The organism is Kutzneria kofuensis, assembly GCF_014203355.1.
Lineage (GTDB): Bacteria > Actinomycetota > Actinomycetes > Mycobacteriales > Pseudonocardiaceae > Kutzneria > Kutzneria kofuensis.
The window spans coordinates 418,515-442,592 of record NZ_JACHIR010000003.1 but is presented as its reverse complement, the minus strand read 5'-3'; the positions used below and the strand labels follow the sequence as shown (position 1 = coordinate 442,592).

Below are 24,078 nucleotides of genomic sequence, written 5' to 3'. Positions count from 1 at the left end.
TTTCCGAACAACTACCCAGCGTCACTGGGGCAGGGTGGTGCAGGTGAGCTTGGGCTGGGGTGGCGAGGTGCCGGGAGTGCCCGCGACCAGGCCGAAGCTGGTGGAGGTGTTGGCGTCGAGCACGGCGTTCCACGACGCGTTGCGGACCACCAGCACCGACCCCTGCTGCGAGAACGTGCCGTTCCACAGGCTCGTCACCCGCTGGCCGCCGGGCAGCCGCCAGCTCACCTGCCAGCCCGTCAGCTGCTCGCCGGTCAGGTTGGTGATCGTCACCGCCGCCTGGTAGCCGGTCGACCAGCTGTTCATCACGTCGTAGCGAGCCGAGCAGCCCGCCGACGACGACACCGGGTCCGCGGCGGTTGTCGTCGTGACCGGCGGAGCGATCGCCGACGGGACGGTCGACGGCGCGGGGGAGGCCACGGGACGCACCCCGAACTGCTGCGCCACCACCAGGCCGACGGCGACCACGGCCGCCGTCACGGGCACGGCCAACGCCAGCCACCGCCCCACCGGCGAACCCCGACGCGGCTCCGGCAACGACGGCATCCGCCGCGTCCCCGGCGGCGGGGCGGCCGCCGCCTGCGGCAACACAGCGGGCAGAGGGGACGAACCGGCCAACACCTTCTCGAACCGGTCCGCCACCTCCGCCATCGTCGGACGCGTCTCCGGATCGCGCCGCAACATCTCCACCAGCAGGTCCGCCACGGCGCCGCCGCGCCTCGGCGGCGTGATCTCCCCGTAGGCGACCTGGTGGAGCAGCGCGATCGTGTTCTGGTCCATCCCGTACGGCGGCTTGCCCTCGAAAGCCGCGTACAGCGTCGAACCCAGCGAGAACACGTCCGAACGCGGGCTGCTCTCCGACCCGGTCGCCACCTCCGGTGCGAGGTAGGCCGGCGTGCCCGCGAGAATCCCCACCGCGGTCACCGCCCCGTCGTCGGGCGCCCGCGCGATCCCGAAATCAGTGATCTTGGCCGTGCCGTCCTCGGCCAGCAGCACGTTGTCCGGCTTCACGTCCCGGTGCACGATCCCCAGCTCGTGCGCGGCGGCCAGCGCGGACGCGATCTGGAAACCGATCGTCGCCAACTCCGTCGGCGACAGCACACCCTTGGTCTCCACCACCTCGGACAGGCTCTTCGACGGCAGGTACTCCATCACCAGGCACGGCCGCCCGTCGTGCTCCACCACGTCGTGCACGGAGATCGCGTTCGGATGCTGCAGCCGGGCGGTGATCCGGCCCTCCCGCCGCGCCCGCGCCACCGCCTCCTGCTCGCTCACGTCGTCCGGGGACACCCCGCGCACCATCACCAGCTTCAGCGCGACCACCCGGTCCAGCCGCTCGTCGCGCGCCCGCCACACCGCCCCCATGGAGCCACGGCCGATGCACGACACCAGGCGGTATCGCCCGTCGATCAACTCACCACTGTCCGGCACACCGGTTCCTACGCGGAGATCGACCGACCGGATCAGTGAACCCGATCGCGGGTTTGAACGTCCTCCCTCACAGGAACCCCGCACCCGGGTCCGCTAGCATTCGCCCACCCCCGACACCAACTGCGAGACGGCCGACCACACATGCCCGAGCACATGACGGTCCACCTCCCCGCACCACTGGCCCTGCTGCGCCGTGGCGCCCAGCACCTGCTGGAGTCGACACTGGTCCCGCTGGGCCTGTTCTACATCGTCTTCACCATCGTCGGCCTCCAGGGCGCGCTGTTCGCCGCTCTCGGCTGGTCGCTGGCGGCGCTGGCGCGCCGCGTCGTGCTACGCAAGGACATCCCCGCGGTGCTGTGGGTGACCACCGCGCTGCTGTGCGTGCGCACGCTCGTCGGCTACCTCACCGGCAGCGTCTTCCTCTACTTCCTGCAACCGACCGTGCAGAACTTCGCCTTCGCCGCGATCCTGCTGGCCACGCTGCCGCTCAACCGGCCGCTGCTGGCCAAGCTGGCCGACGACTTCTGCGCCTTCCCGACCGTCATCAGCGGCCACCCCCACGTGCAGCGCTTCTTCCGGCAGGTCTCGTTCCTGTGGGCGCTGGTGTTCATCACCAACGGCGTCACCACGCTGTGGGCCCTGGCCAGCGCCACCGTCGGCAACTTCCTGATGGTCAGCACCGCCGGCTCCTACAGCGTCGTGGCCATCGCCGCCGGCGTCTCCCTGGTGTGGTTCCGCCGCTCCCTGCGGGCCCACGGCATCACCCTGCGCCTCGGCGGCCACAAGCAGGTCGCCGCCGCCTGAGCCTCCTTCCGACGAATCGGGCGTCGTCCACCGGGACGGCGCCCGATTCTCGTGTTCAGGCCAGCCGCTTCTCGAACCAGTGGTCGGCGTAGGGGGAGCTGTTGTACGCCGGGATCTCCACGTAGCCGTTGCGCGCGTACAGCCGCCGCGCCTCGACCAGGTCCTTCCGGGTGTCCAACCGGGCCGTGGTCAGGCCCATCCCGACGGCCGCGCGTTCCAACGCCGTCAGCAGCGCCACCCCGCCGCCGCGTCCGCGCATCGACGGCCGCAGGAACACCCGGGTCAGCTCGGCGACGCCGGGGGAGAGCACCCGGAACCCGCCGCAACCGCCGAGCTCGCCGTCGTGGGAGGCGGCCAGCAGCAGGCCGGTCGGCGGCACGAGGTCGTCACTGGGCTCCTCGAGCAGCACCTGCTCCACCTCGGACCGCAGCGCCGGGCGGCCCCAATACCGGGCGACGATCTCCGTGTAGTACTCGCGCAGCAGGCTCGCGCCCACCGGTCCGTTCGGGTCCACCGCCTCGACTGTCCACGTCACGGCGGCATCCTGACCGACCGCCGGTCTTCGGGACGACCGAATTTCCCGAACATGCCGTTGCCAGCATATTCCTGTCGGGCTATATTCGCCGCCATGGACCCGACACTCGGCACCCACACCGACGGCCGTCCGGCGCTCCGCTTCGAACGCCACCTCAAGCACCCGCTCGAGGTCGTCTGGCGGGCCATCACCGAACCCGAGCAGCTCAGCGCCTGGTACCCGTTCCGCGCACTGACCATCGACCTCCGCGTCGGCGGGCACATCCGGTTCGAGGGCATGGACGCCGTGGTCACCCAGCTCGACCCGCCCAAGGTCTTCGCCTTCTCCGAGCACGCCCCGCCCGAGATGCACCGGGAGAGCGACGACCTCATCCACTTCGAGCTCACCCCGGACGGCGACGGCTGCCGGCTCGTCTTCACCCACGTCTTCGACGACCGCCCCGCCGCCGCCAGCTACGGCTCCGGCTGGGCCGTCTGCCTCACCGCGCTGGAGGCCTCGGTCGACGGCGAGGAGATCCGCATGGAGCGGCCTTCCGACGCCCACCACGAGCAGCTCATCCACCAGTTCGGCCTGGACAAGGGGAGGGTCGAGCGCGTCGGCGAGGGCTACCAGGTCCGCTTCGAACGCCAGCTCACCCGTCCCATCGAGGACGTCCGGGCGGCCCTGGGGGACCTGGCCGCCGATCCGTCCGTGCACATCGAGCTGTCCCCGGGCACCGGCCACGGCGCCCGGCTCGAACTCACCCGGACCGTCTCCAGCGAGGCCGACGCCGACCTCGACAGCTGGCGTCAGCGCATCAACGACCTGGTCCGACGCGTCACAGCCGGTTGAGCGCCGCCTTCAGGAACTCGTCCCGACGCGCATTCAGGGTCGGGCCGTCCAGATCGGTCCGCCCCTGATCCGCGGCCACCGCCAGCCAGGCCGACACGTCCGGCGGCGTGCTCAGCGACGCCACCACATCCCAGTACGCCAGGTCCGGGGCCGGCCGACCGGCCGCTTCCTCCCAGCCGGCCACCACCAGGTCGGCCGCCTCACCGCCGTACATCAGGTTCACTTCACACCGGAGCTCACCGATGTCCACACCGGGGTGGCCGACGCCCGCGCAGTCCCAGTCGATGACCGCCGACAGTTCCCCGTCGTGCCACATCGTGTTGCCCTGCCACAGATCCCCGTGCAGCAACACGGTCGGATGCGGCGGCGCCGGGCGCTCGCGGACCGCTTGTTCGGCCTCCAGCAGCAGGGGAGAGGCGCCCTCCCGCGCCCGCCAGGCCTCGAAGTCCTCGCCCTCGATCGGACGGTGTCGCACCGGCAAGTCCCTGGTGGGAGCCAGCTCAACGGCGTGGATCGTCGCGGCGGCGGCGCCGAGCGCGTGCAACCGGGCCGGGGGAGGCGTCTGCGGGATCTTGCTGATGCCGTGGACCACCGACAGCAGCAGGCCCTTGTCGCTGACGTCGAGCACACGAGGCGCCGGCACACCGTGCTCGGCGGCGACCTGCAGCGCGGCGACCTCCGTCTCGAACGGGCCTCGATCGTTCAGCACCGCCTGCCGCCCGTCGGCGAACGTCAACAGCCACGGCGAGCCGCCTTCACGCAGACCTTCGCGCGAGACCACTTCGGATTCCGGCCACATGATCGCGGACCATAGGGGAGGCCCCATACTGGGAGCCATCCATTTTCACCCCAGGGGAGTTCCCGATCGACATCGTCACCAGGCTTCGTGCCGCCGGTTGTGTGTTCGCCGAGGACGAGGCCGAGTTGCTGACCGCCGCGGCGTCGTCGCCGGAAGACCTCGAGTCCATGGTGGACAGACGCGTCTCCGGCCTGCCGCTGGAGCAGATCGTCGGCTGGGCCGAGTTCTGCGGGCTGCGCATCGCCGTCGAACCGGGCGTGTTCGTGCCGCGTCGCCGTACGGAGTTCCTGGTGGAGCAGGCTTCCGCGCTGGTTTCACCGGGCGGTGTGGTGGTGGACCTGTGCTGCGGCACCGGCGCGATCGGCGTCGCCACCGTGGCCGGTATGTCCGAATTCTCATTGTACGCCGCGGACATCGACCCGGCGGCGGTGCGTTGTGCGAGGCGGAACGTCGAACCGGTCGGCGGCCAGGTGTTCGAGGGCGATCTGTACGACGCGTTGCCACCGGAGATTCGTGGCCGCGTCGACGTGCTGGTGGTGAACGCGCCGTACGTGCCGACCGACGACATCGGCATGATGCCGCCGGAGGCACGCGACCACGAGGCGCGGGTGGCGCTGGACGGCGGCTCGGACGGCCTGGAGGTGCACCGGCGAGTCGCCGCGGACGCGTCAGCGTGGCTCAAGCCGGGCGGGCACGTGCTGATCGAGACGAGCGTGCGCCAAGCGGCCTCCACACAGCGTTTGCTCGCCGACGCCGGCCTGACGACTCGGGTCGAGCACTCGGAGGAGGTTGACGGCACCGTCGCGATCGGCCGCCGAGCCGTCAGTTTCGGCGACGACGCGGACCAGTCAGTGCGTCGAGGTCGATCGTGACCTCATGGCTGCCGATAGAACCGGTATAGCTGCCAGTGATCGGCGACGAGAAGTGGTACTGGCCCGTGTCGTCCAGCGTGTAGACGGTCAGGCTGAGGGGATTCTCCTGGATGTCAATCACCCAGGTGTTCGGAATGCCGTTGGCGGCGTACTCGGCCGGCTTCTTGATGTAGTCGCGGGCCGCAGACTCGCCGGGCGACACGATCTCGACGGCGAGCAGGACCTGGTCGGCGCGCACACGGACCTGGTCACGGGCCTCGGTCATGCACACAACGAGGTCCGGTATACGCCGCGGAGATGGGCCGGCAAGTTCGGCCTGGAACTCCATCATTGCTTCCAGCTCATCCGGCAGTTGGTCATTGAGATAACTGACCAAACGCTGCGCCGCCGCGATGTGGGGGCCAGCGGGGCGGTTCATCACGAGCAGCCGACCATCCTCGATCTCCAAGCGGTGTGAGCTGTCGTCAGCCAGCCCATCGAACTCTTCGATGCTGATCGGATGGCCCTCACGTGCGAGTGCTGTGCTCATCGGGCACGCTCCGATCGGTTCGGTCAGCGGGGACACCCTCAGCATGCCGCAACTCTAGCGGCAAGCCTGGGCCGAATGGAGTAGGACCGTCCGGCCGCATCGGGGAGATCAATATCGCCACTACTTAACATAATGTAGATTATCGGCCTAACGCGGCCAGGCGTCTCAACCTGCGCGGAAGACGTTCTGGGCGGCGATCCGAGCGTCAGAATCACCTCTACGGGCAAACGACGCCGACGTGTGTGCGCTGACAGCTGTCGTCGGCGCTGTGACGGCGTCGGAGGCGGATCGGACGGGCCGACGGGGCGCTCAGAAGCGCTGTGAGCGACCCGGATCCCCCTGGAGGCGCCGCCGCTCGGCCACGCCGGGACAAGCGGACTTTTCATGCATAATCGCCATTATGCATGAAAACGGACACTGATCGTCCAGTGTAGACCAGCGAGCACAGGGGAGTCACGCACGTCGGACGAGATGGCACGGCTGCACGAGCGTGGCCGGGACACCTTCGCCTCCCTTGTGGACGGTGGCCGGGACCGCCTGACCAGCTGTTCCGCGCCGCCCCCCGGCCTCGCCGAGCTGGTCGTCGGCACCGTCCACGGACATCTCTCCCACCGCCCCGCTCTCGACGAGCGCACCCGCGAGGCGGTTGCCATCGCCGCGATCGTGGCGGCCGGCTGCTGGGAGTCTCCCCTGTCCGTGCACGTCCGGACGGGTCTGTCGGCGGGCCTTACACCGGCGGAGATCAGCGAGATCCTGGTGGAGACGGCCGCCTACGCCGGCTTCCCGCGTGCGGTGAGCGCGGCGTCGAAGCTGCCGGACCTGTTCGCCGAGACGAAGAACTGCGGGAGCTGTCCGGTTCCCACGAGGTCCAGGTGCTCACGACGGGCCCGAACACGGCGGTGGCGCTGTTCCGCGACGCCAACGGCACGCTCGTCGCCTCGGCCCAGGCCGACACGACCGGCGGGAAGATCGCGAAGCTCACCGTCCTGCGCTGAAAACTGTCAGGGTCGTGCGGTACAAGATCCACATGAGGCTTGTGGACGCTCAGCAGGCGTTCTTCGCGGCGCGCCGGCCGCGCAAGGACTCGCCGCACACGACGAACGCCTACCGGCGCGACCTGGCGGGCATCACGGCGCTGCTGGTCGACGAGATCGGCGGCGACGCGGAGATGCTGGAGGTCGAGGACCTGACCGGGCCCGCGTTGCGGGCGGCGTTCGGCGCGTTCGCGGACACCCACGCGAAGTCCTCGGTGCTGCGGGCGTGGTCGACGTGGAACCAGTTCCTGACGTTCTGCGTGGCCGACGGGCTGCTGCCGGGCAACCCGATCGGGGCGGTGGCGCGGCCGCGCACTCCTCCCCTGTCCCCCAAGCCGCTACGGGGTGAGGACACGCCGGAGAAGTTGCTGTCGGCGGTGGCGCACGGGGATCGCAAGGCGCGGGATCCGTGGCCGGAGCGGGACGTGCTGGTGATCGCGCTGGGCCTGCTGGCGGGGCTACGGTCGGCGGAGATGCGCACTCTGACGGTGAATTCGCTGGTGGGACGGTCCGGTGAGATGCGCCTGCACGTCCACGGCAAGGGCAGCCGGGACCGGTCGATCCCGGTGGAGCCGTCGATGGAGAAGGTGATCGACGCCTATCTGGCGTCGTGCCGGACGCGGTTCCCGAAGGAACGGTTCGGGCGGGGCGCTCCCCTGCTGCGGGACCGCTCGGGCGGGCCGATCGGCCGTGGCGCGTTGGAGTATCTGGTGAAGTCCTGCTACCGCTGGGCCGGTCTGCACGACCGGGTGCCGGTGGGTGCGAGCCTCCATGCGTTGCGGCACACCTTCGCGACGAGGTTGGCGGAGGACGGGGCGACGGCGTCGGAGATCATGGCGCTGCTGGGGCACGCGAGCCTGGCGACGAGCCAGAACTACATCGAGGCGACGGGCCGGGAGCAGCGGGCGGCGGTGGCCAGCAACCGGACGTACCGTGCGCTGGAGGGCGTCGCCGATGTCGAGACGGATTCGCCGGCTCCGACCTCGTCGTGACGGGTTCGCGAGGAGGATCGAGTGAAGTACCTGCTGATGATCTACATGAACGACGAGACCTGGGCGGGGCTGTCCGAGCGGGAGCGGGACGCGGTGATGGCCGGGCACGACGAGTTCCAGCGGCTGACGCGGGAGTCCGGGGAGCTGCTGGACACCCACGCGCTGGGCAGTCCGTCGACGACGGCGGTGGTGCGGGTGCGCGACGGCGACCCGGTGGTGACCGACGGCCCTTTCCTGGAGACGAAGGAGTACCTGGCGGGGTATTACCTGATGGACTGTGAGTCGAGGGAGCGGGCGGTGGAGCTGGCGGCGATGATCCCGGACTCCCGGTACAACGCGACGGAGGTCTGGCCGGTGATGTTCTCAGCTGGGGTGGACGTTTGAGTCCGGTACTCGAGGTGGAGGGCCTGCTGCGCGAGTTGGCGCCGCAGGTCCTCGCCGCGTTGGTGCGGCGGCACGGTCAGTTCGACGCGTGTGAGGACGCCGTGCAGGAGGCGTTGCTCGCGGCGGCGACGCAGTGGCCGGCGGAGGGTGTGCCGGACAATCCGCGGGCGTGGTTGGTGACGGTGGGTTCGCGGCGGTTGGCGGACCTGTGGCGCAGCGAGAGTGCGCGGCGGCGGCGTGAGGAGGCGGTGTTCGCCGCGGAGCTGGAGGACGTGGAGGTCCCGGCTCGGGACGACACGTTGACGCTGCTGTTCCTGTGTTGCCATCCGGCGTTGACGCCGGCGTCGCAGGTGGCGTTGACGGTGCGTGCGGTGGGCGGGTTGACCACGGCCCAGGTGGCGCGGGCGTTCCTGGTGCCGGAGGCGACGATGGCGCAGCGGATCTCGCGGGCGAAGCAGAAGATCAAGGCGGCCGGGGCGAAGTTCTCGATGCCGCCGGAGGGTGAGCGGGACGAGCGGCTGCGGGCGGTGCTGCACGTGTTGTACCTGATCTTCAACGAGGGGTACACGGCGACCGCGGGCGACCAGCTGCTGCGGGGTGAGCTGACGGGTGAGGCGATTCGGCTGACGCGGGCGGTGCGGGAGTTGCTGCCCGAGGACGGGGAGGTCGCCGGGTTGTTGGCGTTGATGCTGTTGACGGAGTCGCGGCGGGCGGCGCGGTCGCGGCCGGACGGGTCGCTGGTGCCGTTGGAGGAGCAGGACCGGTCGCTGTGGAACGCGGCGGCGATCGCGGAGGGCGTGAAGCTGGTCAGTGACGCGTTGTCGACGACGCGGTTGGGGCCGTACCAGCTGCAGGCGGCGATCGCGGCGGTGCATGCGGAGGCGCCGACGGCGGCGGAGACGGACTGGGCGGAGATCGCCGCTCTGTACGCGTTGTTGGGGCAGATGGCGCCGAATCCGATGGTGACGTTGAACCACGCGGTGGCGGTGGCGATGGTGCGTGGGCCGGAGGCGGGGTTGGCGATGCTGGCCGGGTTGGAGGGTGACGACCGGGTGTCGGCGCATCACCGGGTGGCTGCGGTGCGGGCGCATCTGTTGGAGATGGCCGGTGACGCCGCGGCGGCTCGGGAGTCGTATCTGGCGGCCGCGCGGTTGACGTTGAGCATGCCGGAGCAGCGGTATCTGCTGGCGAAGGCCGCCAACTTGGCATGACCGGCCGGCCTTGACAACATGTTGTCAAGTTGACAGCATATTGTCATGACTGAGACGGTGCACGTCGCGGTGTACGAAGGGCTGTCGGACTGGGAGATCGGCCACACGCTGGCGAACCTGCGCGGCGGCGTCGGTCAGGCCTCCCCCGGCCGGTTCGAGGTGCGGACCGTGGGGCCGACCACGGATCCGGTGGTCACGATGGGCGGGCTGCGGGTCGTGCCGGACATGGTGCTGGCGGAGCTGCGGCCGGCGGACAGCGCGATGCTGGTGCTGGGCGGTTCGACCGGCTGGCTGGCCGGTGACGCCGTGACGGAGCCGTTCGCGCGGACTGCCCGGGCGTTCCTGGACGCCGGCGTGCCGGTGGCGGCGATCTGCGGCGCGGTGGCCGGGCTCGCGCGGGAGGGCCTGCTGGACGACCGTGCGCACACCGGCGCGGCCGCGGAGTTCCTGGCGTCGACCGGTTACGCGGGCGGCGCGCTGTACCGGGAAGCCGACGCGGTGACCGACCGGGACCTGATCACCGCCGGCCCGACGGAGCCCGTGCCGTTCGCGCGGGAGATCTTCGCCCGGCTCGGGGTCTACTCCCCCGCCAAGCTGGACGCGTGGTTCCGCCTCCACGCGCACGGCGACGCCTCCGCGTACTACGAGCTGATGGCCGCGTGACCCCGGCGGAGTTGCTGTCCCGGACCGCGTTGGCGGTGTTCCGGGTGCACGGCCAGATCCTGGAGGTCTCCGAGGACCTGTCCCGTCCGGTCGGGTTGACCGCCGCACGCTGGCAGGTGCTGGGCGCCGTGCTGCCCGAGCCGCTGCCCGTGTCGGGCATCGCGCGGGCGATGGGGTTGACCCGTCAGGGCGTGCAGCGGATCGCGGATCTGTTGGTGGAGCAGGGTTTGGCGGAGTACCGGCCGAATCCCGCGCACCAGCGGGCCAAGCTGCTGGCCGTCACCGAGGCGGGGCTGGCCGCCGTCCATCGGATCCAGCCGGCGCACCGGGAGTTCGCGCAGCGGCTGTCGGACCAGTTGGGAGCCGAGGAGTTCGAGCAGGTGGCGGCCGCGTTGGAGAAGTTGGTCGCGGCGCTGGACAAGCTCCGATGAGCAGGTTCCGATCGCAACTGCTGCACCGTCCACCGGGTGGTGTGGTGGACGTGGTGCGGCATCTGCTGGCCGTGCAGGCGCAGGACGTGTCGGCGTTTCCGCTGGCCATTCGCGTGCGTTCGGCCGGGCTGAGCGCGGCCGATGTGGCGGCGGCGCGGGAGCGGCGGGAGGTTGTGCGGTGTTGGGGGCCGCGTGGCACGTTGCATCTGGTCGCCGTGGAGGACCTCGAGTGGCTGTATCCGCTGGTTGCGCCCTCACCTGCGGGTTCGCTGCGCCGGCTGCGTCAGCTGGGTGTCGATCCCGGGCTGGACGCGGCCGCGGTGCTCAAGGGTCGAGGGCCGGTGACGAAGGCGGAGTTGGGGGCGCTGCTGGGCGTTGAGGGGCAGGCCATCGTGCACCTGGCGGCGCTGGCGGCGGCCCGCGGGCTGGTGGTGCTCGGTCCGGAGCGGTCGGGCAAGGCGACGTATGTGCACGCAGGTGACTGGCTGGGTGCTCCCCTGCCGACCTCGCTGTCCGATCGGGACGCTGCCGTCCGTGCCCTGGTCGCGCGGTATCGGGCTGCCCATGATCCGTCCGAGCCGGAGGATCTGGCTCAGTGGTCGGGTTTGCCGCTCGGCGAGATCCGCGCCGCCTGGGGCGGGGATTCCACTGTGGAGGGTGAGCCTGGCGACGGGGTGCGGTTGCTGCCGGCGTACGACGAGTACCTGCTGGGATGGCGGTCGAGGGACCCCGGTTATCGGTCCGCCGGCGGCGTGATCCGCTCCGCGGTGCTGGTGGGTGGTCGTGTCGTCGGCACGTGGCGAGGCCGTGGGAAGACCCTCGCGGTGGAGGCGTACGAGCCGCTGTCCGATGTGGTGCGGGCCGGCATCGCCGAGGAGATCGCCGACATCGAACGGTTCCTATGACGGGCGGGTCGCCCGGTCGAAGGTGTCGGCCAGTTCGTGGCCGAACTCGGTGGCGTCCACGTCGGGGTGCAGCACGAGGCCGATGACCATGGCGTCGATGGCGCCGATGATGGCCACGGCCATGGCGTCGGTGTTGAACGCGCCGAACTCCCCCGCCTCCTGGCCTGCGCGCAGGTGGCGGGTGAACAGGCCGAAGCGCTCGTCGACGAAGTCGGGGGTCTTGGGGGCGTTCTGGGCGATCTCCATCAGGGCCCGGACGTGGGCGGGGTGCGCGCGGACGAGTTCCATGTTGGACTCCAGCCGGGCGCGCAGCTTGGCGCGGTAGCCGGTGACGGCCTCCATGCGCGGGCTGATGAAGTGGTGGGCCACGGTGGTGGCCTCGGTGAGCACCTCGCCGATGAGGTCGTCCTTGTTGGCGAAGTGGTAAGAGATCATGCCGGTGCTGGACAGGCCGGCCTGCCGCGCGATGCGGGTGAAGGAGGCGGCGGCGTAGCCGTGGTCGGCGATCACCGCGATGGCGGCGGCGACGATCTGGGCGCGGCGCGCGTTCTCGGTGAAGGTCCTCCCCTTGGTGGTGTTTGCCGGCATGAGCAATATTTAGCACGAGCGAGCGAGGAGGTCGCGTGGAGGCGTTCGTGCGGCAGCACACCACTGCCCGGACGACGGAGTTCGTGCCGGAGGTGGTGCTGCGCGTCGCCGAGGACGTGACGCCGCTGTGGGAGCTGACCGGCGCATCGGAACCCCCGTTCTGGGCGTTCCCCTGGGCCGGCGGCCAGGGCGTGGCCCGGTACGTGCTGGACAATCCGCACGTCGTGGCCGGCAAACGGGTGTTCGACCTGGCCTGCGGGTCGGGGCTGGTGGCGATCGCGGCGGCGCTGGCCGGGGCGGCCACGGTGACGGCGTGCGATGTGGACGAGATGGCGCTGGTGGCGGCGCGGATCAACGCCGAGGCGAACGGGGTGTCGCTGGCGCCGCTGGTCGCGGACGTGCTGGCGACCACGGTGGACGCCGAGGTGGTGCTGGCCGGGGACGTGTTCTACGACAAGGACATGGCCGCCGCGGTGGAGCCGTTCCTGCACCGGGCCACCGCGAACGGCGCGTTGGTGCTGGTGGGCGATCCGAGCCGGCCGTACCTGCCGAAGGACCGGTTCGAGCGGGTCGCCGCGTACGAGGTGCCGGTGCCGCGGTCACTGGAAGGCGTGACGGTGTTGCCGACGACGGTGTGGCGACCTGCGCCGACCCGGTGCTGATGAACGCGAGCGCCTAGGGTCTAGATCATGGCTGTTGCGACCAACCAGTCGGTGGACCGGGCCGAGCTGACCGAGTTCCTGCGCACCCGGCACCGGGCGATCATCATCACCACGCGGGCCGACGGCAGCCCGCAGTCCTCGCCGGTGACGTGCGGGGTGGACGGGCAGGGCCGGATCGTCGTGTCGACGTACCCGGAGCGGGCCAAGGTCCGCAACGCCCGGCGGGATCCCCGGGTGTCGTTCTGCGTGCTGTCGAACGAGTGGGACGGCCCCTATGTGCACGTGGAGGGCCGGGCCGAGGTGCTGGACCTGCCGGAGGCGCTGGAGCCGCTGGTGGACTACTTCCGGGGCATCTCGGGTGAGCATCCGGACTGGGACGAGTACCGGGCGGCGATGGTCCGCCAGGGTAAGTGCCTGATCCGGGTGGAGCCCACGCGCTGGGGCCCGGTGTCGACGGGTGGTTTCCCGGCGCGCCTGGCGTGATCAGGCACGTCACCGCGTAGCGGCTGAGTGCAGCGGGCTCCCGCTGAACGGGAGCCCGCTCCGTTCTGCCTACGTGCGGGCGACGACCAGCAGGCGGTGGCTGCCGATGCGGAACTCGCCGCGGTCGGTGTCGCCGTACAACTCGACCTCCCGATAACCGGCGAGTCGATCAGCAGTTGGCGAGCTCGGTGAAGAAGTCCGTGTGCCACGGCAAGGTGGGAACTCCTGGTGAATGCGAAGAAGTGGATCGCAGAAGTCACCGGGCAGGCTCAAGCACACGCCCGGCGGGTCCGGGGGTGCCCATGGCATCGACCTTGTCTGTGTGGACGTCAGGTACGGCGGATCGCACTAGGTGGTTCCGCGCCGCCGCCTTCCCGTCGGGGACTAGCTCCAGGCGCCGCCCCAGCCGATGGGGTCCTCCAGCAGGGTGCAGACCGTTCCGTACGGATCGGCGATGGCGGCGATGACGCCGGTGGGGACCTCACGGGGCTCGATCAGCAGGGTGGCGCCGCCGGCCACGGCCGTGTCGGTGACGAGGGTGATGTCGGTGGCGGCGAGGTAGCACATCCAGCTGGCCCCGACCTGGGCGGCGGTGGCCTCGTCGACGAGCAGCCGGCCGGCGATGGCGCGGGTGCCGGTGTCGTCGGCGGCATCGAACAGGGCGAAGGGCTTGATGTCGGTGCCGGCCCGCAGGGACCAGCCGAGCTGCCGGGACCAGTAGTCGTCGGTGGTGTCGGCGGTCATGAGCTCGATCCAGCACGGCTCGCCGTGGCGGGGCGGCGGGGCCCACGGTCCGTGCCGGACGCGGCCGGGGTCGAGGGTGGCCGTCACGCCGGCGGGGTCGGTCAGCAGCGCGGTCGGCCGGCCGCCGAGGACGGGGTGCCAGCCGGGGGTCTCCCAGTCGGCGGGTCTTCGGATCAGGGCGGCCAGCCGGTCGCCGACCCAGCAGCGCAGGGTGCCGTCGTCGGCGGGCATGACGATCCAGCCGAACAGGCTGCGGTAGTGCTCGGCCGACCCGGCCGGGTCGTTGCTGCGCAGTTCCATGCGGCGCAGTCCCTTGACGGGGACGTCCTCGGGCACGGGGCGGGTCCCTCTCTCGGGGCGCGTGCGGGCAGGCTCAGGAACGCCCATCCTCTGCCGTGGGCAGCTCGCCGGACAAGGCCCCATCCGGCGGCTTGAGCACGCTGCCCAGGGGTTTCGGCTTGCCCAGGTGGAAGCCCTGGCCGACGGAGACGCCGAGCTTGGACAGCATCTCCACCTGCGCGGGCCGCTCCACCCATTCGGCGACGACGGACAGGTCGAAGCCGCGGGCGATCTCCAGGATGCCGGAGACCAGCACGGCGTCGCGGGTGCCGGAGTCGATGCCGCGGACGAACTCACCGTCGATCTTCAGGCCGGTGATGGGCAGGTGCTTGAGGTGGACGAAGGAGCCGAAGCCGGCGCCGAAGTCGTCCAGGGCGATCCGGCAGCCGGTGGCGCGGACCTGGTGGGCGAGGCTGCGGGCGGCGTCGAGGTTGGTGACGGCCGCGGTCTCGGTGATCTCGAAGCCGAGCCGGCCGGGCGCGACGCCGGAGGAGGCGAGGCGGTCCAGCACGAAGTCGGCGAAGTCCTCGTCCTCCAGGGTTCGCCCGGAGACGTTGACGTCGAAGCGCAGGTTGGGGTCGGGGTGGGCGACGAGGGTGTCGATGGCCTTGCCGAACACCCAGCGGTCGATCTCCAGCACGAGGTCGCTGCGTTCGGCGGCGGGCAGGAAGTCGGCCGGCCCGAGCAGCGGGAGCTGGCCGTCCTCCAGGCGCAGCAGCAGCTCGTAGCCCAGGGTGCGGCCCGAGGACAGGGCGACGATGGGCATGGCGTGCAGGGCCAGGTCGCCGTGTTCGAGGGCCTTGCGCAGCCGGTCCTGCACCGAGACGCGCTTGGCGGTGTCGGCGTAGTGGCCGGGGTCGTAGACGGTGACGCGGTTGCGGCCGGCCGCCTTGGACGCGTACAGAGCGAGGTCGGCGTTGGCCAGCACGGCCTCCCAGCCCTCGCCGGAGGTGAAGCCGGCGACGCCGGTGCTGACCGTCATCCGGGTGGTCGCGCCGCCGGCGACCAGCGGCAGGCCGGCGACGGCGTCGCGCAGCCGGCCGGCGACCTCGGCGGCGTCCTGCTCCTCGCAGCCGGGCAGCACGACGGCGAACTCGTCGCCGCCGAGGCGGCCGAGCAGCTGGCCGGGGTCGAGGCGTTCCCGCAGCGCGGCGGCCATGGTGCGCATCAGCCGGTCGCCGACGGCGTGCCCGCGCAGGTCGTTGACGTCCTTGAAGTTGTCCAGGTCGAGCAGCAGCAGGGAGCCGGTGCCGCCGGCGGCCAGCTGGCGCTCCAGCTCGCGGGTCAGGGCGCGGCGGTTGGGCAGGCCGGTGAGCGGGTCCTCCTCGGCCAGCTGGCGCAGCTCGTCCTGTAGTCGGCGGTCCTGGGTGACGTCGTGGCAGGTGCCCATCATGCGCACCGGCGTGCCGTCCTCGTCGCAGATGACCTCGCCGAAGCACTCGAAGAAGCGCTCGTTGTCCACGCCGACGAACATGCGGTGGGAGTAGGTGAACCGGTCGCCGTTGGCGCGGGCCACGGCCAGCGTGGTCTCGATCATCTCCCGGTCGTCGGGGTTGACCAGGGAGATGTAGCCGGCGTAGTCGAGCTCGGTGCCGGGTTCCAGCCCGAACATGTCCAGCAGGGCGTCCGACCACAGCACGCGGTCGGTGGTGATGTCCCATTCCCAGTTGCCCATGCGGCCCAGCACCTGGGCGCGGCGCAGCGCGTTGGCCTGCTGGGTGGCCTCCAGCTCGCGGTCGCGCCACGAGGTGATGTCCATGATCCGGTAGAGCAGCTGCTCGCCGCCGGGCAGCGGGGTGCAGCTGATCTCCAGCCAGCGGTGGTCGTCGCCGTCCTGGCCCGCGGCCTGCACGACCATGCCGGTCTGCGGGGTTTCGGGCGCACCGGGCAGCAGCGCCGGCAGCGACCGGCCCAACGCCTGGTCGGAGGGCACGCCGATGAGCGTGCCCAGCGCCGGGTTCGCCCAGCTCAGTTTGCCGTGCAGGTCCGTGACCCCGAATCCGACGTCCGCCCAGCGCAGGACGTGGTTGTGCACGGCGCCGTGGTCCGCCACCAGCTCCTCCTTGCCACCCGGCGCCATAGTTGTCGGTTCACCGGTCACTGGGCAAGCCCGAGCCGGTCACCGTAGGCGTTCCAACCCGGTGGCGGTGCCCAGCAGTGCCCGCGCCATCGAGTGCAGTTCGTCCGGTTGCGCCCCGTCGGCGACCGCGGTCGCGATGTCCTCGGCGGCGCACCGGAGCTGGAACAGTCTGTCCTGGAGGTTGGCCAGTTCGGTGCTGGACAGCACCACGGCGTCCTCGGGCAGCCCGCCGCGCTGCACGGCGCTGCGCCGCTCGTAGGCGCGCTGCCGGCAGGTCTGGGCGCAGTACTGGCGGCGCCGCCCGAACTGGCCGTCCGCGGGCAGCCGTTGGCCGCACCAGGCGCAGTGCCGCGCCGCCTCCCGTCGCCGGGTGCTCGTGACCTCCATGGCGGGCGAGATTATCCGTACATCTGTTGGTCATCGAAAGCGCCACGCCGCTAGGGCAGACTGCGCACTGTGCGAAGTGGACATCCCTACCTCGACGACGGCCCGTACCCGCGGGCGCTGGCGCACCGCGGCTGGCACGTGGGCGACCTGGCCGGCATGGAGAACTCGCTGAGCGCGTTCCGGCGGGCCGTCGAGGAGGGCTACCGGTACATCGAGACCGACGTGCAGGCCACCACGGACGGGGTGGTCGTGGTGCAGCACGACGACGTGCTGGACCGGACCACCGACCGGCAGGGGGTGATCGCGCGGCTGCCGTGGTCGGAGGTCGGCCGGGCCCAGGTCGGCGGGCGGGAGCAGATCCCGACGCTGGAGTCGGTGCTGGAGGAGCTGCCGACGGCGCTGCTCAACATCGACGTGAAGGCCGACAACGCGGTGGAGCCGGTGCTGCGGCTGCTGGAGCGGTGCGACGCCTGGGACCGGGTGTGCCTGGCGTCGTTCTCCGACGGGCGGTTGGAGCGGCTGCGGCGAGCGGCCGGGTCGCGCCTGCTGACGTCGATGGGGCCGCGGGCGGTGGGGTCGCTGTGGGCGGCGGGCCGGTGGCCCGTGCTGGGCACGAAGCGGTTCGTGCGCGGGCAGTTGGCGCAGGTGCCCGAGTACCAGGGGCCGTTGCGGGTGGTGGACCGGCGGTTCCTGGACGCGTCGCACCGCGCGGGGCTGGAGGTGCACGTGTGGACGGTCAACACCGAGGAGCGGATGCGGCGGCTGCTGGATCTCGGCGTGGACGGCATCGTCACCGACCGGCCGGATCTGCTGCGCGATGTGCTGCGGTCGCGGGACGCCTGGGCCGCCTAGCCCACCCCCAGGGGCGGGTTGCCGAGCCAGGCGGCCTTCCAGGTCAGGCGGCCGAGTTGGCCGGTGATGGTGATGTCGTTGGCGGCCTGCAGGTCGTGGACGGCCTGGCGGGTGGCGCCGTCGTAGCAGCCGGCGCTGCGGAAGAGGTACCCGAAAGTCGCCATGCGCTGCTGCCAGATGGCCAGCGCCGGGGCGCAGTCGCCGGCTAGGTAGACCTTGCCGGGCCAGATGGGCACGGCGATGTAGGCGGCGTCGGCGGTGGTGGGCACGCGGCGGGACGCGGCGTCGGTGTCGGGAGTGAGCCCGAGCTTGAGGCTGCATTCCCACGGCTGCCAGCCGCGCATCCGGTACAGGTAGAGCGCCCGGTAGTCCTGCTCGGCGGGGCTGGCCTCGCTGGGCAGGCCGGTGCCGCCGACGCTGGCCCAGGTGGGCAGGTCGAACTGGTAGGCGCCGTAGTACTTCCCGTCCGCCGAGACGGCGGTGTAGGAGTCGCTGGACTCGCACATGCGCAGCCGCGCCCAGTCCTGCTTGCTCGGATCGGCCACGGCGGCGCCCCCGCACACGCCCGCGAACACGATCAGCAGTGCCGCGATGACCAGCGGCGATCGGGCGATCACGAAGCGACGGTAGATCCGCTGCGGTGCAGTCACAACTTGGTGACCCGCATGGCTGACGGCCGATGATCACCGATACTGTCCGGCACCAACCGACGACGACGCCGGAAGGCAGCGATGACTGAGGCCACCACACGGGCTGCCGGCGACCCGGCGGCCAAGCGGCTGCGTTTCGGCTGGTACAGCTACGGCTGGGCGGCCCAGGTGTTCGAGACGACGGTGCTCGCGGTGTTCATGAGCCGCTACCTGCCGGCGGTGGCCGAGCACGCGGTCGGCGAGACCGGGCGGCTGCACGTGCTGGGCATCCCGATCGCGCCGGGCTCGCTGTTCACCTACACGATCTCGTTCGGGTCGGTGCTGCTGGTCGTGCTGATGCCGATCGTCGGCGCGTTCGCCGACCGCACCGGGCGCAAGCGCCAGCTGTTGTTCGCCTTCGCCTATCTGGGCGCGCTGTCGTGTGCGGCGATGGTGTTCGTCGGGCTGACCGACTGGGTGCTGGGCTCGGTGCTGTTCATGCTCGCGTTCCTGGCGTACAAGTGCGCGCGGGTGGTCTACAACTCGCTGCTGCCGGACCTGGCCGGCCCCGACGAGCGGGACGCGGTGTCCTCGATCGGCTGGGCCGCCGGCTACCTGGGCGGCGGGTCGTTGCTGGCGTTGAACTTCGTCGCCTCGTTCCTGATCGACGACAGCGCGGTGCTGGCCCGGCTGTCGCTGTGCAGCGCCGGGGTCTGGTGGGCGGCGTTCATGATCGTGCCGGCGGTGATCCTGCGGAAGATGCCGACGACGGCCGACGCCCACGCGCCGCAGGCCGGCTCGGCGTTCACCGCGGGCTTCAAGGAGCTCGGCGACACCCTCAGGCACCTGCGGCTCTACCCGTGGACGCTGCTGTTCCTGCTGGCCTACCTCGTCTACTACGACGGCATCGCGACGACCACCACGCTGGCCGCCGACTACGGGCAGAACGAGCTGAAGCTGGGCGAGACGACGCTGCTGTCGGCGATCCTGCTGGTGCAGTTCGCCTCCTTCGGCGGCGCGCTGCTGCTGGGCAGGCTGTCGCAGCGGTGGGGCGCCAAGCGGGTGGTGGCGGGGTCGCTGGTGGTGTGGTCGGTGCTGATCACACTGGCGTACTTCCTCCAGCCGGGCCAGCCGGTGCAGTTCTACCTGCTGGCCATCGGCATCTCGCTGGTGCTGGGCGGCAGCCAGGCGCTGTCCCGGTCGATGTTCGCCAGCATGATCCCGCGCGGCAAGGAGGCGGAGTACTTCAGCCTGTTCGAGATCTCCAGCTCGGGCACGTCCGCGCTGGGGCCGCTGGTGTTCGGGCTGGTGCTGCAGAACACCGGCAGCTACCGGTCGGCCATCTTCTCGCTGATCGCCTTCTTCGTGCTGGGCCTGGTGCTGTTGCTGCTGGTCAACGTCCGCAAGGCGATCACCGCCGCGGGCAACGAGCTGCCGGCCACCCTGGAGCAGAGCCGCTAGCAAATTGACCTTTCACAATCAATTCCCCGGTTGTATGACTTTGGCGACAGTTCTACGCTGAGGTCGCTGTTCCCTGCGCTCCCACTACGAGGACCACAAGGGAAGTGACCTCCACATGGGCAGCGTGACGCCCCGCGCGCTGTTCGACCGCCGCACCGCTCCCGTCGACGATCTGGCCGGGCGAGCCGAGGACGTCGCCCGCGCCTGCCACGCCATGGCCGTGCGCTTCCACCGCGGCGGCAAGCTCGTGGTGTTCGGCAACGGCGGCTCCTGCACCGACGCCCAGCACGTCGCCGTGGAGTTCGTGCACCCGGTGATCGTCGGCAAGCGAGCCCTGCCGGCGGTGTCGCTGACCTCGGACGTGGCCACGCTGACCGGCGTGGCCACCGGGGCCGGCATCGACGAGGTCTTCGCCCATCAGATCCGGTTCCTGGCCGAGCCCGCCGACATCGCGCTGGCGCTGTCGGTCGACGGCGACTGCCCCAACATCCTGCGCGGCCTGGAGCAGGCGCGGGCGCTGGGCATGCTGACCGTGGCGCTGGTCGGCGGGGACGGCGGCCGGATCGCGGCGGAGCGGGCCGCCGAGCACGTGCTGGTGGCCCGCTCCGGCGACCCCCGGGTGGTCAAGGAAGTGCACGTCACCACCTATCACGTGCTGTGGGAGCTGGTGCACGTGTTCTTCGAGCAGCCCGGCGTGCTCGATCCCGCGGTGCTGCGATGACCGGTCCCAGGGCTGCGTCGAACTGCGACGGCGACCGCTGCATCACCTGCGGCGACACCGCGGTCGAGGTGACCGTGGTGCGGCTGCTGCCCGACGACCTGGCCGTGGTGGAGACCGGGTCGGGCCGGGAGGAGATCAGCGTCGCCCTGGTCGACGCCCGGGTCGGCGCGACAGTGCTGGTGCATGCCAGCGAGGCGATCGCCGTCATCGAGGAACCCTCATGACCGATGTGGAGTCGCTCTACCCCTTCCTCTACGCCGACAAGGTCGACCTGGGCGCGGTGCTGGCGCAGGTCAGCGCGTCCACGGCGGCCAAGGCGCGGGAGATCACCGAGCTGCGCCGCCGGGTGCTGGCCGCCGACGGCGACCGGCTCGCCCGGTGCGCGGCGGAGATGGCCGAGCGGTTCGCCGCGGGCGGGCGGTTGCTGTCGTTCGGCAACGGCGGCTCCGCGACCGACGCCCAGGAGGTCGCCGGGCTGTTCCTGTCCCCCGGCGGCGGGCTGCGGCCGCTGCCGGCGTTCTGCCTGACCAACGACATCGCCGTCGTGACGGCCCTGTCCAACGACATCGGCTTCGACGTGGTGTTCGCCCGGCAGCTCGCGGCGCTGTCCCGGCCCGGCGACATCGCGGTGGGGCTGTCCACCAGTGGCAACTCGGCGAACCTGCTGGCCGCCTTCGACGAGGCCGGCCGGCGCGGGCTGCTGACGGTCGGCATCGCCGGCTACGACGGCGGGCGGATGGCCGAGCTGGACTCCATCGACCACCTGTTCACCGTGCCCTCCGCCTCCGTGCACCGGGTGCAGGAGGCCCAGACCACCGTCTACCACGTGCTGTGGGAACTCGTTCTCGACCGGCTCAGGGGTGATGACCAGTGAGCACCACCGACGAACAGCCCATCCACATCCTCTGGATCAACGCCGGGCTGAGCTGCGACGGGGACTCCGTCGCGCTGACCGCGGCGACGCAGCCCAGCATCGAGGAGATCGTGCTCGGCGCCCTACCCGGGCTGCCCAGGATCGCCGTGCACTGGCCGCTGATCGACTTCGAGTGCGGCCCGGCGCAGGGCGCGGACACCTTCATCGACTGGTTCCACCAGGCCGACGCGGGCGAGCTCGAGCCGTTCGTGCTGGTGGTGGAGGGCTCGATCCCGAACGAGTCGATCAAGTCCGAGGGCTACTGGTGCGGGTTCGGCAACAACCCGGACACCGGTCAGCCGATGACCACCAGCGAGTGGCTGGACCGCCTCGCCCCCAAGGCGTTGGCGGTGCTGGCCGTCGGCACGTGCGCCGCCTACGGCGGAATTCACGCGATGGCCGGCAACCCGACCGGCGCCATGGGCGTGCCCGACTATCTCGGGTGGGACTGGAAGTCCAAGGCCGGCATTCCGATCGTGTGCGTGCCGGGCTGCCCGATCCACCCGGACAACCTGTCCGAGACCATCCTGTACCTGCTCTACCTCGCCGCCGGCCAGGCGCCGATGATCCCGCTGGACGACCAGCTGCGCCCGCAGTGGCTGTTCGGCGCGACCGTGCACGAGGGCTGCGACCGGGCCGGCTACTACGAGCAGGGCCAGTTCGCCGACGAGTACGGCTCGCCCCGCTGCCTGGTCAAAATCGGCTGCTGGGGCCCGGTGGTCAAGTGCAACGTGCCCAAACGCGGCTGGATCAACGGCATCGGCGGCTGCCCGAACGTCGGCGGCATCTGCATCGGCTGCACCATGCCGGGCTTCCCCGACCAGTTCATGCCGTTCATGGACGAGCCGCCCGGCGCCCGGGTGTCGGCCGCCGCGAGCGGCGCGTACGGGTCGGTGATCCGCCGGCTGCGCGGCATCACGCTGCGCAAGGCCGACCGCGAGCCCAAGTGGCGGGCCAAGGGCCGGGAACTGCACACCGGCTACACCTCGTCCTGGCGGTAGGGAGCGCCCGCGATGACAACCCCGAAAACGGCGACAGGCGACAACCTCGTCGAGATGTCGTGGGACCCGATCACCCGGATCGTGGGCAGCCTCGGCATCTACACCAAGATCGACTGGGCGGCCAAGCGCGTCGTGGAGTGCCACTCCACCTCGTCGGTGTTCCGCGGCTACAGCATCTTCATGAAGGGCAAGGACCCCCGCGACGCGCACTTCATCACCAGCCGGATCTGCGGGATCTGCGGCGACAACCACGCCACCTGCTCGGTCTACACCCAGAACATGGCCTACGGCGTCCGCCCGCCGCACCTGGGCGAGTGGATCATCAACCTCGGCGAGTCGGCCGAGTACATGTTCGACCACAACATCTTCCAGGAGAACCTGGTCGGCGTGGACTACTGCGAGCGCATGGTCCGCGAGACCAACCCCGGCGTGCTGGAGCAGGCCAACCGGGCCGAGGCGCCGCACGCCGGCGAGCACGGCTACCGCACCATCGGCGACATCATGCGGTCGCTGAACCCGCTGGAGGGCGAGTTCTACCGCGAGGCGCTGCAGGTGTCGCGGACCACCCGGGAGATGTTCTGCCTGATGGAGGGCCGCCACGTGCACCCGTCCACGCTGTACCCGGGCGGGGTCGGCACGGTCGCGACGGTGCAGCTGTTCACCGACTACCTGACCCGGCTGATGCGGTACGTGGAGTTCATGAAGCGGGTCGTGCCGATGCACGACGACCTGTTCGACTTCTTCTACGAGGCGATACCCGGCTACGAGGAGGTCGGCCGCCGCCGGATGCTGCTGGGCTGCTGGGGCTCGCTCAACGACCCGAGGTTCTGCGACTTCACCTACCGCAACATGGCCGACTGGGGCCGCAAGATGTTCGTCACGCCGGGTGTCGTGATCGACGGCGAGCTGGTCACCACCAGCCTGGTCGACATCAACCTGGGCATCCGGATCCTGCTCGGCTCCTCGTTCTACGAGGACTGGGAGGACCAGGAGATGTTCGTGGCCGCCGACCCGCTGGGCAACCCGGTGGACCGCCGCCACCCCTGGAACCAGCACACCATCCCACGGCCGGCCAAGCGGGACTTCGACGACAAGTACTCGTGGACGATGTCGCCGCGCTGGTTCGACGGCACGGACCACCTGGCGCTGGACACCGGCGGCGGACCGCTCGCCCGGCTGTGGACCACGGCGCTGGCGGATCTGGTGCACACGCCGTACGTCAACTCCACCGGGCATTCCGTGCGCATCGACCTGCCGCGGACCGCGACCAGGCCGGCGGCCGGCTTCGAGTGGAAGATTCCACAGTGGAGCAACGCGCTGGAGCGCAACCGGGCCCGCACCTACTTCCAGGCCTACGCCGCCGCCATGGCGCTGTACTTCGTGGAGCAGGCGCTGGGCGAGATCCGCGGCGGCCACACCAAGACGTGGGAGAAGTTCACCGTCCCCGACGAGGCCGTGAGCTGCGGGTTCACCGAGGCGGTGCGGGGCGGGCTGTCCCACCACATGGTCATCCGCGGCGGGAAGATCGCCAACTACCACCCGTACCCGCCGACGCCGTGGAACGGCAGCGTCCGCGACTCGTTCGGCACGCCCGGCCCGTACGAGGACGCCGTGCAGAACACGCCGATCTTCGAGGAGAACACCCAGGAGAACTTCAAGGGCATCGACATCATGCGCACGGTGCGCAGCTTCGACCCGTGCCTGCCGTGCGGGGTCCACATGAACCTGTCCACCGGCAAGGTGATCGACAAGGTGCACACCCCGCACGCCTTCGGCTCCGCGCTCGGGGAGTGACGG

General features: G+C 70.8%; 28 protein-coding genes and 1 pseudogene. 20 read left to right on the top strand and 9 right to left on the bottom strand.

What is annotated here, in order from left to right; translation table 11 throughout:
- Positions 1–21: 21 nt before the first annotated feature.
- Entirely contained in the window at positions 22–1,413 is a 1,392-nt protein-coding gene (locus BJ998_RS44130; protein ID WP_246490113.1) for a protein kinase domain-containing protein, read from the bottom strand.
- Positions 1,414–1,584: 171 nt separating this feature from the next.
- Here BJ998_RS44130 and BJ998_RS44125 point away from each other — a divergent pair, with 171 nt between their 5' ends.
- Positions 1,585–2,235: a VC0807 family protein gene (locus BJ998_RS44125; protein WP_246490112.1), complete on the top strand. Its 651-nt coding sequence runs from the start codon at positions 1,585–1,587 to the stop codon at positions 2,233–2,235.
- A gap of 55 nt (positions 2,236–2,290) precedes the next feature.
- Here BJ998_RS44125 and BJ998_RS44120 read toward each other — a convergent pair whose 3' ends face one another.
- Positions 2,291–2,770, bottom strand: coding sequence for a GNAT family N-acetyltransferase (locus tag BJ998_RS44120; RefSeq protein WP_312890676.1), 480 nt, complete (start codon positions 2,768–2,770; stop codon positions 2,291–2,293).
- 93 nt (positions 2,771–2,863) lie between these two features.
- Here BJ998_RS44120 and BJ998_RS44115 point away from each other — a divergent pair, with 93 nt between their 5' ends.
- Positions 2,864–3,601 (top strand): SRPBCC family protein, encoded by a 738-nt coding sequence (locus BJ998_RS44115; RefSeq protein ID WP_184870127.1) that lies wholly within the window; start codon positions 2,864–2,866, stop codon positions 3,599–3,601.
- Here BJ998_RS44115 and BJ998_RS44110 read toward each other — a convergent pair.
- The gene (locus tag BJ998_RS44110) at positions 3,588–4,400 is read right to left on the bottom strand and encodes a phosphotransferase family protein (RefSeq protein WP_184870126.1); all 813 of its coding nucleotides are present in this window, start codon (positions 4,398–4,400) and stop codon (positions 3,588–3,590) included. The two genes, BJ998_RS44115 and BJ998_RS44110, sit on opposite strands and share 14 nt — an antisense overlap.
- Positions 4,401–4,465: 65 nt before the next feature.
- On the opposite strand from BJ998_RS44110, the gene BJ998_RS44105 reads away from it, so the two are divergent.
- A complete protein-coding gene (locus BJ998_RS44105) occupies positions 4,466–5,272 on the top strand; it encodes a putative protein N(5)-glutamine methyltransferase (RefSeq protein WP_184870303.1) in 807 nt (268 codons plus the stop codon).
- Here BJ998_RS44105 and BJ998_RS44100 read toward each other — a convergent pair.
- Entirely contained in the window at positions 5,223–5,846 is a 624-nt protein-coding gene (locus BJ998_RS44100; RefSeq protein WP_184870125.1) for a Uma2 family endonuclease, read from the bottom strand. The genes BJ998_RS44105 and BJ998_RS44100 overlap by 50 nt on opposite strands.
- A 426-nt stretch (positions 5,847–6,272) precedes the next feature.
- Here BJ998_RS44100 and BJ998_RS44095 point away from each other — a divergent pair.
- The 8 genes and pseudogenes from BJ998_RS44095 to BJ998_RS44065 all read left to right on the top strand — a co-directional run.
- Positions 6,273–6,593: pseudogene (locus tag BJ998_RS44095) on the top strand (carboxymuconolactone decarboxylase family protein); the annotation flags it as partial.
- Positions 6,594–6,673: 80 nt separating this feature from the next.
- The gene (locus BJ998_RS48910) at positions 6,674–6,796 is read left to right on the top strand and encodes a hypothetical protein (protein ID WP_281393511.1); all 123 of its coding nucleotides are present in this window, start codon (positions 6,674–6,676) and stop codon (positions 6,794–6,796) included.
- Positions 6,797–6,810: 14 nt separating this feature from the next.
- Positions 6,811–7,827, top strand: a complete 1,017-nt coding sequence (locus BJ998_RS44090) for a tyrosine-type recombinase/integrase (RefSeq protein WP_184870124.1) — start codon at positions 6,811–6,813, stop codon at positions 7,825–7,827.
- Positions 7,828–7,848: 21 nt separating this feature from the next.
- Positions 7,849–8,211, top strand: coding sequence for a YciI family protein (locus BJ998_RS44085; RefSeq protein ID WP_184870123.1), 363 nt, complete (start codon positions 7,849–7,851; stop codon positions 8,209–8,211).
- A complete protein-coding gene (locus BJ998_RS44080) occupies positions 8,208–9,422 on the top strand; it encodes an RNA polymerase sigma factor (RefSeq protein WP_184870122.1) in 1,215 nt (404 codons plus the stop codon). The genes BJ998_RS44085 and BJ998_RS44080 overlap by 4 nt, the downstream gene beginning before the upstream one ends.
- A gap of 45 nt (positions 9,423–9,467) precedes the next feature.
- Positions 9,468–10,085, top strand: a complete 618-nt coding sequence (locus BJ998_RS44075; protein WP_184870121.1) for a DJ-1/PfpI family protein — start codon at positions 9,468–9,470, stop codon at positions 10,083–10,085.
- Positions 10,082–10,516, top strand: coding sequence for a MarR family winged helix-turn-helix transcriptional regulator (locus BJ998_RS44070; RefSeq protein ID WP_184870120.1), 435 nt, complete (start codon positions 10,082–10,084; stop codon positions 10,514–10,516). Before BJ998_RS44075 ends, BJ998_RS44070 begins: the two co-directional genes overlap by 4 nt.
- Positions 10,513–11,421, top strand: a complete 909-nt coding sequence (locus tag BJ998_RS44065; RefSeq protein WP_184870119.1) for a winged helix DNA-binding domain-containing protein — start codon at positions 10,513–10,515, stop codon at positions 11,419–11,421. Before BJ998_RS44070 ends, BJ998_RS44065 begins: the two co-directional genes overlap by 4 nt.
- On the opposite strand, the gene BJ998_RS44060 is transcribed toward BJ998_RS44065, so the two are convergent.
- A complete protein-coding gene (locus BJ998_RS44060; RefSeq protein ID WP_184870118.1) occupies positions 11,416–12,009 on the bottom strand; it encodes a TetR/AcrR family transcriptional regulator in 594 nt (197 codons plus the stop codon). The two genes, BJ998_RS44065 and BJ998_RS44060, sit on opposite strands and share 6 nt — an antisense overlap.
- A 35-nt stretch (positions 12,010–12,044) precedes the next feature.
- Here BJ998_RS44060 and BJ998_RS44055 point away from each other — a divergent pair, with 35 nt between their 5' ends.
- Together BJ998_RS44055 and BJ998_RS44050 are read left to right on the top strand one after the other, a co-directional pair.
- A complete protein-coding gene (locus tag BJ998_RS44055) occupies positions 12,045–12,671 on the top strand; it encodes a class I SAM-dependent methyltransferase (protein WP_184870117.1) in 627 nt (208 codons plus the stop codon).
- A 27-nt stretch (positions 12,672–12,698) separates the two neighbouring features.
- Positions 12,699–13,154 (top strand): PPOX class F420-dependent oxidoreductase, encoded by a 456-nt coding sequence (locus BJ998_RS44050; protein ID WP_184870116.1) that lies wholly within the window; start codon positions 12,699–12,701, stop codon positions 13,152–13,154.
- 384 nt (positions 13,155–13,538) lie between these two features.
- Here the strand turns inward: BJ998_RS44050 and BJ998_RS44045 are convergent, their stop codons facing one another.
- From BJ998_RS44045 to BJ998_RS44035, 3 genes are all read right to left on the bottom strand, one after another.
- Entirely contained in the window at positions 13,539–14,234 is a 696-nt protein-coding gene (locus BJ998_RS44045; RefSeq protein ID WP_184870115.1) for a VOC family protein, read from the bottom strand.
- Between the two features lie 37 nt (positions 14,235–14,271).
- The gene (locus BJ998_RS44040) at positions 14,272–16,290 is read right to left on the bottom strand and encodes a putative bifunctional diguanylate cyclase/phosphodiesterase (RefSeq protein WP_312890675.1); all 2,019 of its coding nucleotides are present in this window, start codon (positions 16,288–16,290) and stop codon (positions 14,272–14,274) included.
- A 66-nt stretch (positions 16,291–16,356) separates the two neighbouring features.
- Positions 16,357–16,704 carry a hypothetical protein gene (locus BJ998_RS44035; RefSeq protein WP_184870113.1) on the bottom strand — a complete coding sequence of 116 codons (348 nt, stop codon included), beginning with the start codon at positions 16,702–16,704 and terminating at the stop codon, positions 16,357–16,359.
- A gap of 69 nt (positions 16,705–16,773) precedes the next feature.
- On the opposite strand from BJ998_RS44035, the gene BJ998_RS44030 reads away from it, so the two are divergent.
- Positions 16,774–17,556: a glycerophosphodiester phosphodiesterase family protein gene (locus BJ998_RS44030; protein WP_184870112.1), complete on the top strand. Its 783-nt coding sequence runs from the start codon at positions 16,774–16,776 to the stop codon at positions 17,554–17,556.
- Here the strand turns inward: BJ998_RS44030 and BJ998_RS44025 are convergent.
- Complete coding sequence (locus tag BJ998_RS44025) at positions 17,553–18,149, bottom strand: transglycosylase family protein (protein ID WP_376776077.1); 597 nt, start codon at positions 18,147–18,149, stop codon at positions 17,553–17,555. The two genes, BJ998_RS44030 and BJ998_RS44025, sit on opposite strands and share 4 nt — an antisense overlap.
- A gap of 138 nt (positions 18,150–18,287) precedes the next feature.
- Between BJ998_RS44025 and BJ998_RS44020 the strand changes: the two genes are divergently transcribed.
- From BJ998_RS44020 to BJ998_RS43995, 6 genes are all read left to right on the top strand, one after another.
- Positions 18,288–19,646, top strand: coding sequence for an MFS transporter (locus BJ998_RS44020; protein ID WP_184870111.1), 1,359 nt, complete (start codon positions 18,288–18,290; stop codon positions 19,644–19,646).
- Between the two features lie 115 nt (positions 19,647–19,761).
- Entirely contained in the window at positions 19,762–20,367 is a 606-nt protein-coding gene (locus tag BJ998_RS44015; RefSeq protein ID WP_184870110.1) for a D-sedoheptulose-7-phosphate isomerase, read from the top strand.
- A complete protein-coding gene (locus BJ998_RS44010) occupies positions 20,364–20,591 on the top strand; it encodes a HypC/HybG/HupF family hydrogenase formation chaperone (protein WP_184870109.1) in 228 nt (75 codons plus the stop codon). The genes BJ998_RS44015 and BJ998_RS44010 overlap by 4 nt, the downstream gene beginning before the upstream one ends.
- Positions 20,588–21,241, top strand: coding sequence for a D-sedoheptulose-7-phosphate isomerase (locus tag BJ998_RS44005; RefSeq protein ID WP_184870108.1), 654 nt, complete (start codon positions 20,588–20,590; stop codon positions 21,239–21,241). The genes BJ998_RS44010 and BJ998_RS44005 overlap by 4 nt, the downstream gene beginning before the upstream one ends.
- A complete protein-coding gene (locus BJ998_RS44000; protein ID WP_184870107.1) occupies positions 21,238–22,281 on the top strand; it encodes an NADH-quinone oxidoreductase subunit B family protein in 1,044 nt (347 codons plus the stop codon). Before BJ998_RS44005 ends, BJ998_RS44000 begins: the two co-directional genes overlap by 4 nt.
- 12 nt (positions 22,282–22,293) lie before the next feature.
- Complete coding sequence (locus tag BJ998_RS43995; protein ID WP_184870106.1) at positions 22,294–24,075, top strand: nickel-dependent hydrogenase large subunit; 1,782 nt, start codon at positions 22,294–22,296, stop codon at positions 24,073–24,075.
- The last annotated feature ends 3 nt before the right edge of the window (positions 24,076–24,078 follow it).

Excerpts from the sequence above, each read along its gene's own strand:
- BJ998_RS44125 (WP_246490112.1), top strand. The coding sequence starts at position 1,585 with ATGACGGTCCACCTCCCCGCACCACTGGCCCTGCTGCGCCGTGGCGCC.
- BJ998_RS44115 (WP_184870127.1), top strand. The coding sequence starts at position 2,864 with ATGGACCCGACACTCGGCACCCACACCGACGGCCGTCCGGCGCTCCGC.
- BJ998_RS44110 (WP_184870126.1), bottom strand. The coding sequence starts at position 4,400 with ATGTGGCCGGAATCCGAAGTGGTCTCGCGCGAAGGTCTGCGTGAAGGC.
- BJ998_RS44100 (WP_184870125.1), bottom strand. The coding sequence starts at position 5,846 with ATGCTGAGGGTGTCCCCGCTGACCGAACCGATCGGAGCGTGCCCGATG.
- BJ998_RS44075 (WP_184870121.1), top strand. The coding sequence starts at position 9,468 with ATGACTGAGACGGTGCACGTCGCGGTGTACGAAGGGCTGTCGGACTGG.
- BJ998_RS44065 (WP_184870119.1), top strand. The coding sequence starts at position 10,513 with ATGAGCAGGTTCCGATCGCAACTGCTGCACCGTCCACCGGGTGGTGTG.
- BJ998_RS44060 (WP_184870118.1), bottom strand. The coding sequence starts at position 12,009 with ATGCCGGCAAACACCACCAAGGGGAGGACCTTCACCGAGAACGCGCGC.
- BJ998_RS44050 (WP_184870116.1), top strand. The coding sequence starts at position 12,699 with ATGGCTGTTGCGACCAACCAGTCGGTGGACCGGGCCGAGCTGACCGAG.
- BJ998_RS44035 (WP_184870113.1), bottom strand. The coding sequence starts at position 16,704 with ATGGAGGTCACGAGCACCCGGCGACGGGAGGCGGCGCGGCACTGCGCC.
- BJ998_RS44020 (WP_184870111.1), top strand. The coding sequence starts at position 18,288 with ATGACTGAGGCCACCACACGGGCTGCCGGCGACCCGGCGGCCAAGCGG.
- BJ998_RS44015 (WP_184870110.1), top strand. The coding sequence starts at position 19,762 with ATGGGCAGCGTGACGCCCCGCGCGCTGTTCGACCGCCGCACCGCTCCC.
- BJ998_RS44010 (WP_184870109.1), top strand. The coding sequence starts at position 20,364 with ATGACCGGTCCCAGGGCTGCGTCGAACTGCGACGGCGACCGCTGCATC.
- BJ998_RS44005 (WP_184870108.1), top strand. The coding sequence starts at position 20,588 with ATGACCGATGTGGAGTCGCTCTACCCCTTCCTCTACGCCGACAAGGTC.
- BJ998_RS43995 (WP_184870106.1), top strand. The coding sequence starts at position 22,294 with ATGACAACCCCGAAAACGGCGACAGGCGACAACCTCGTCGAGATGTCG.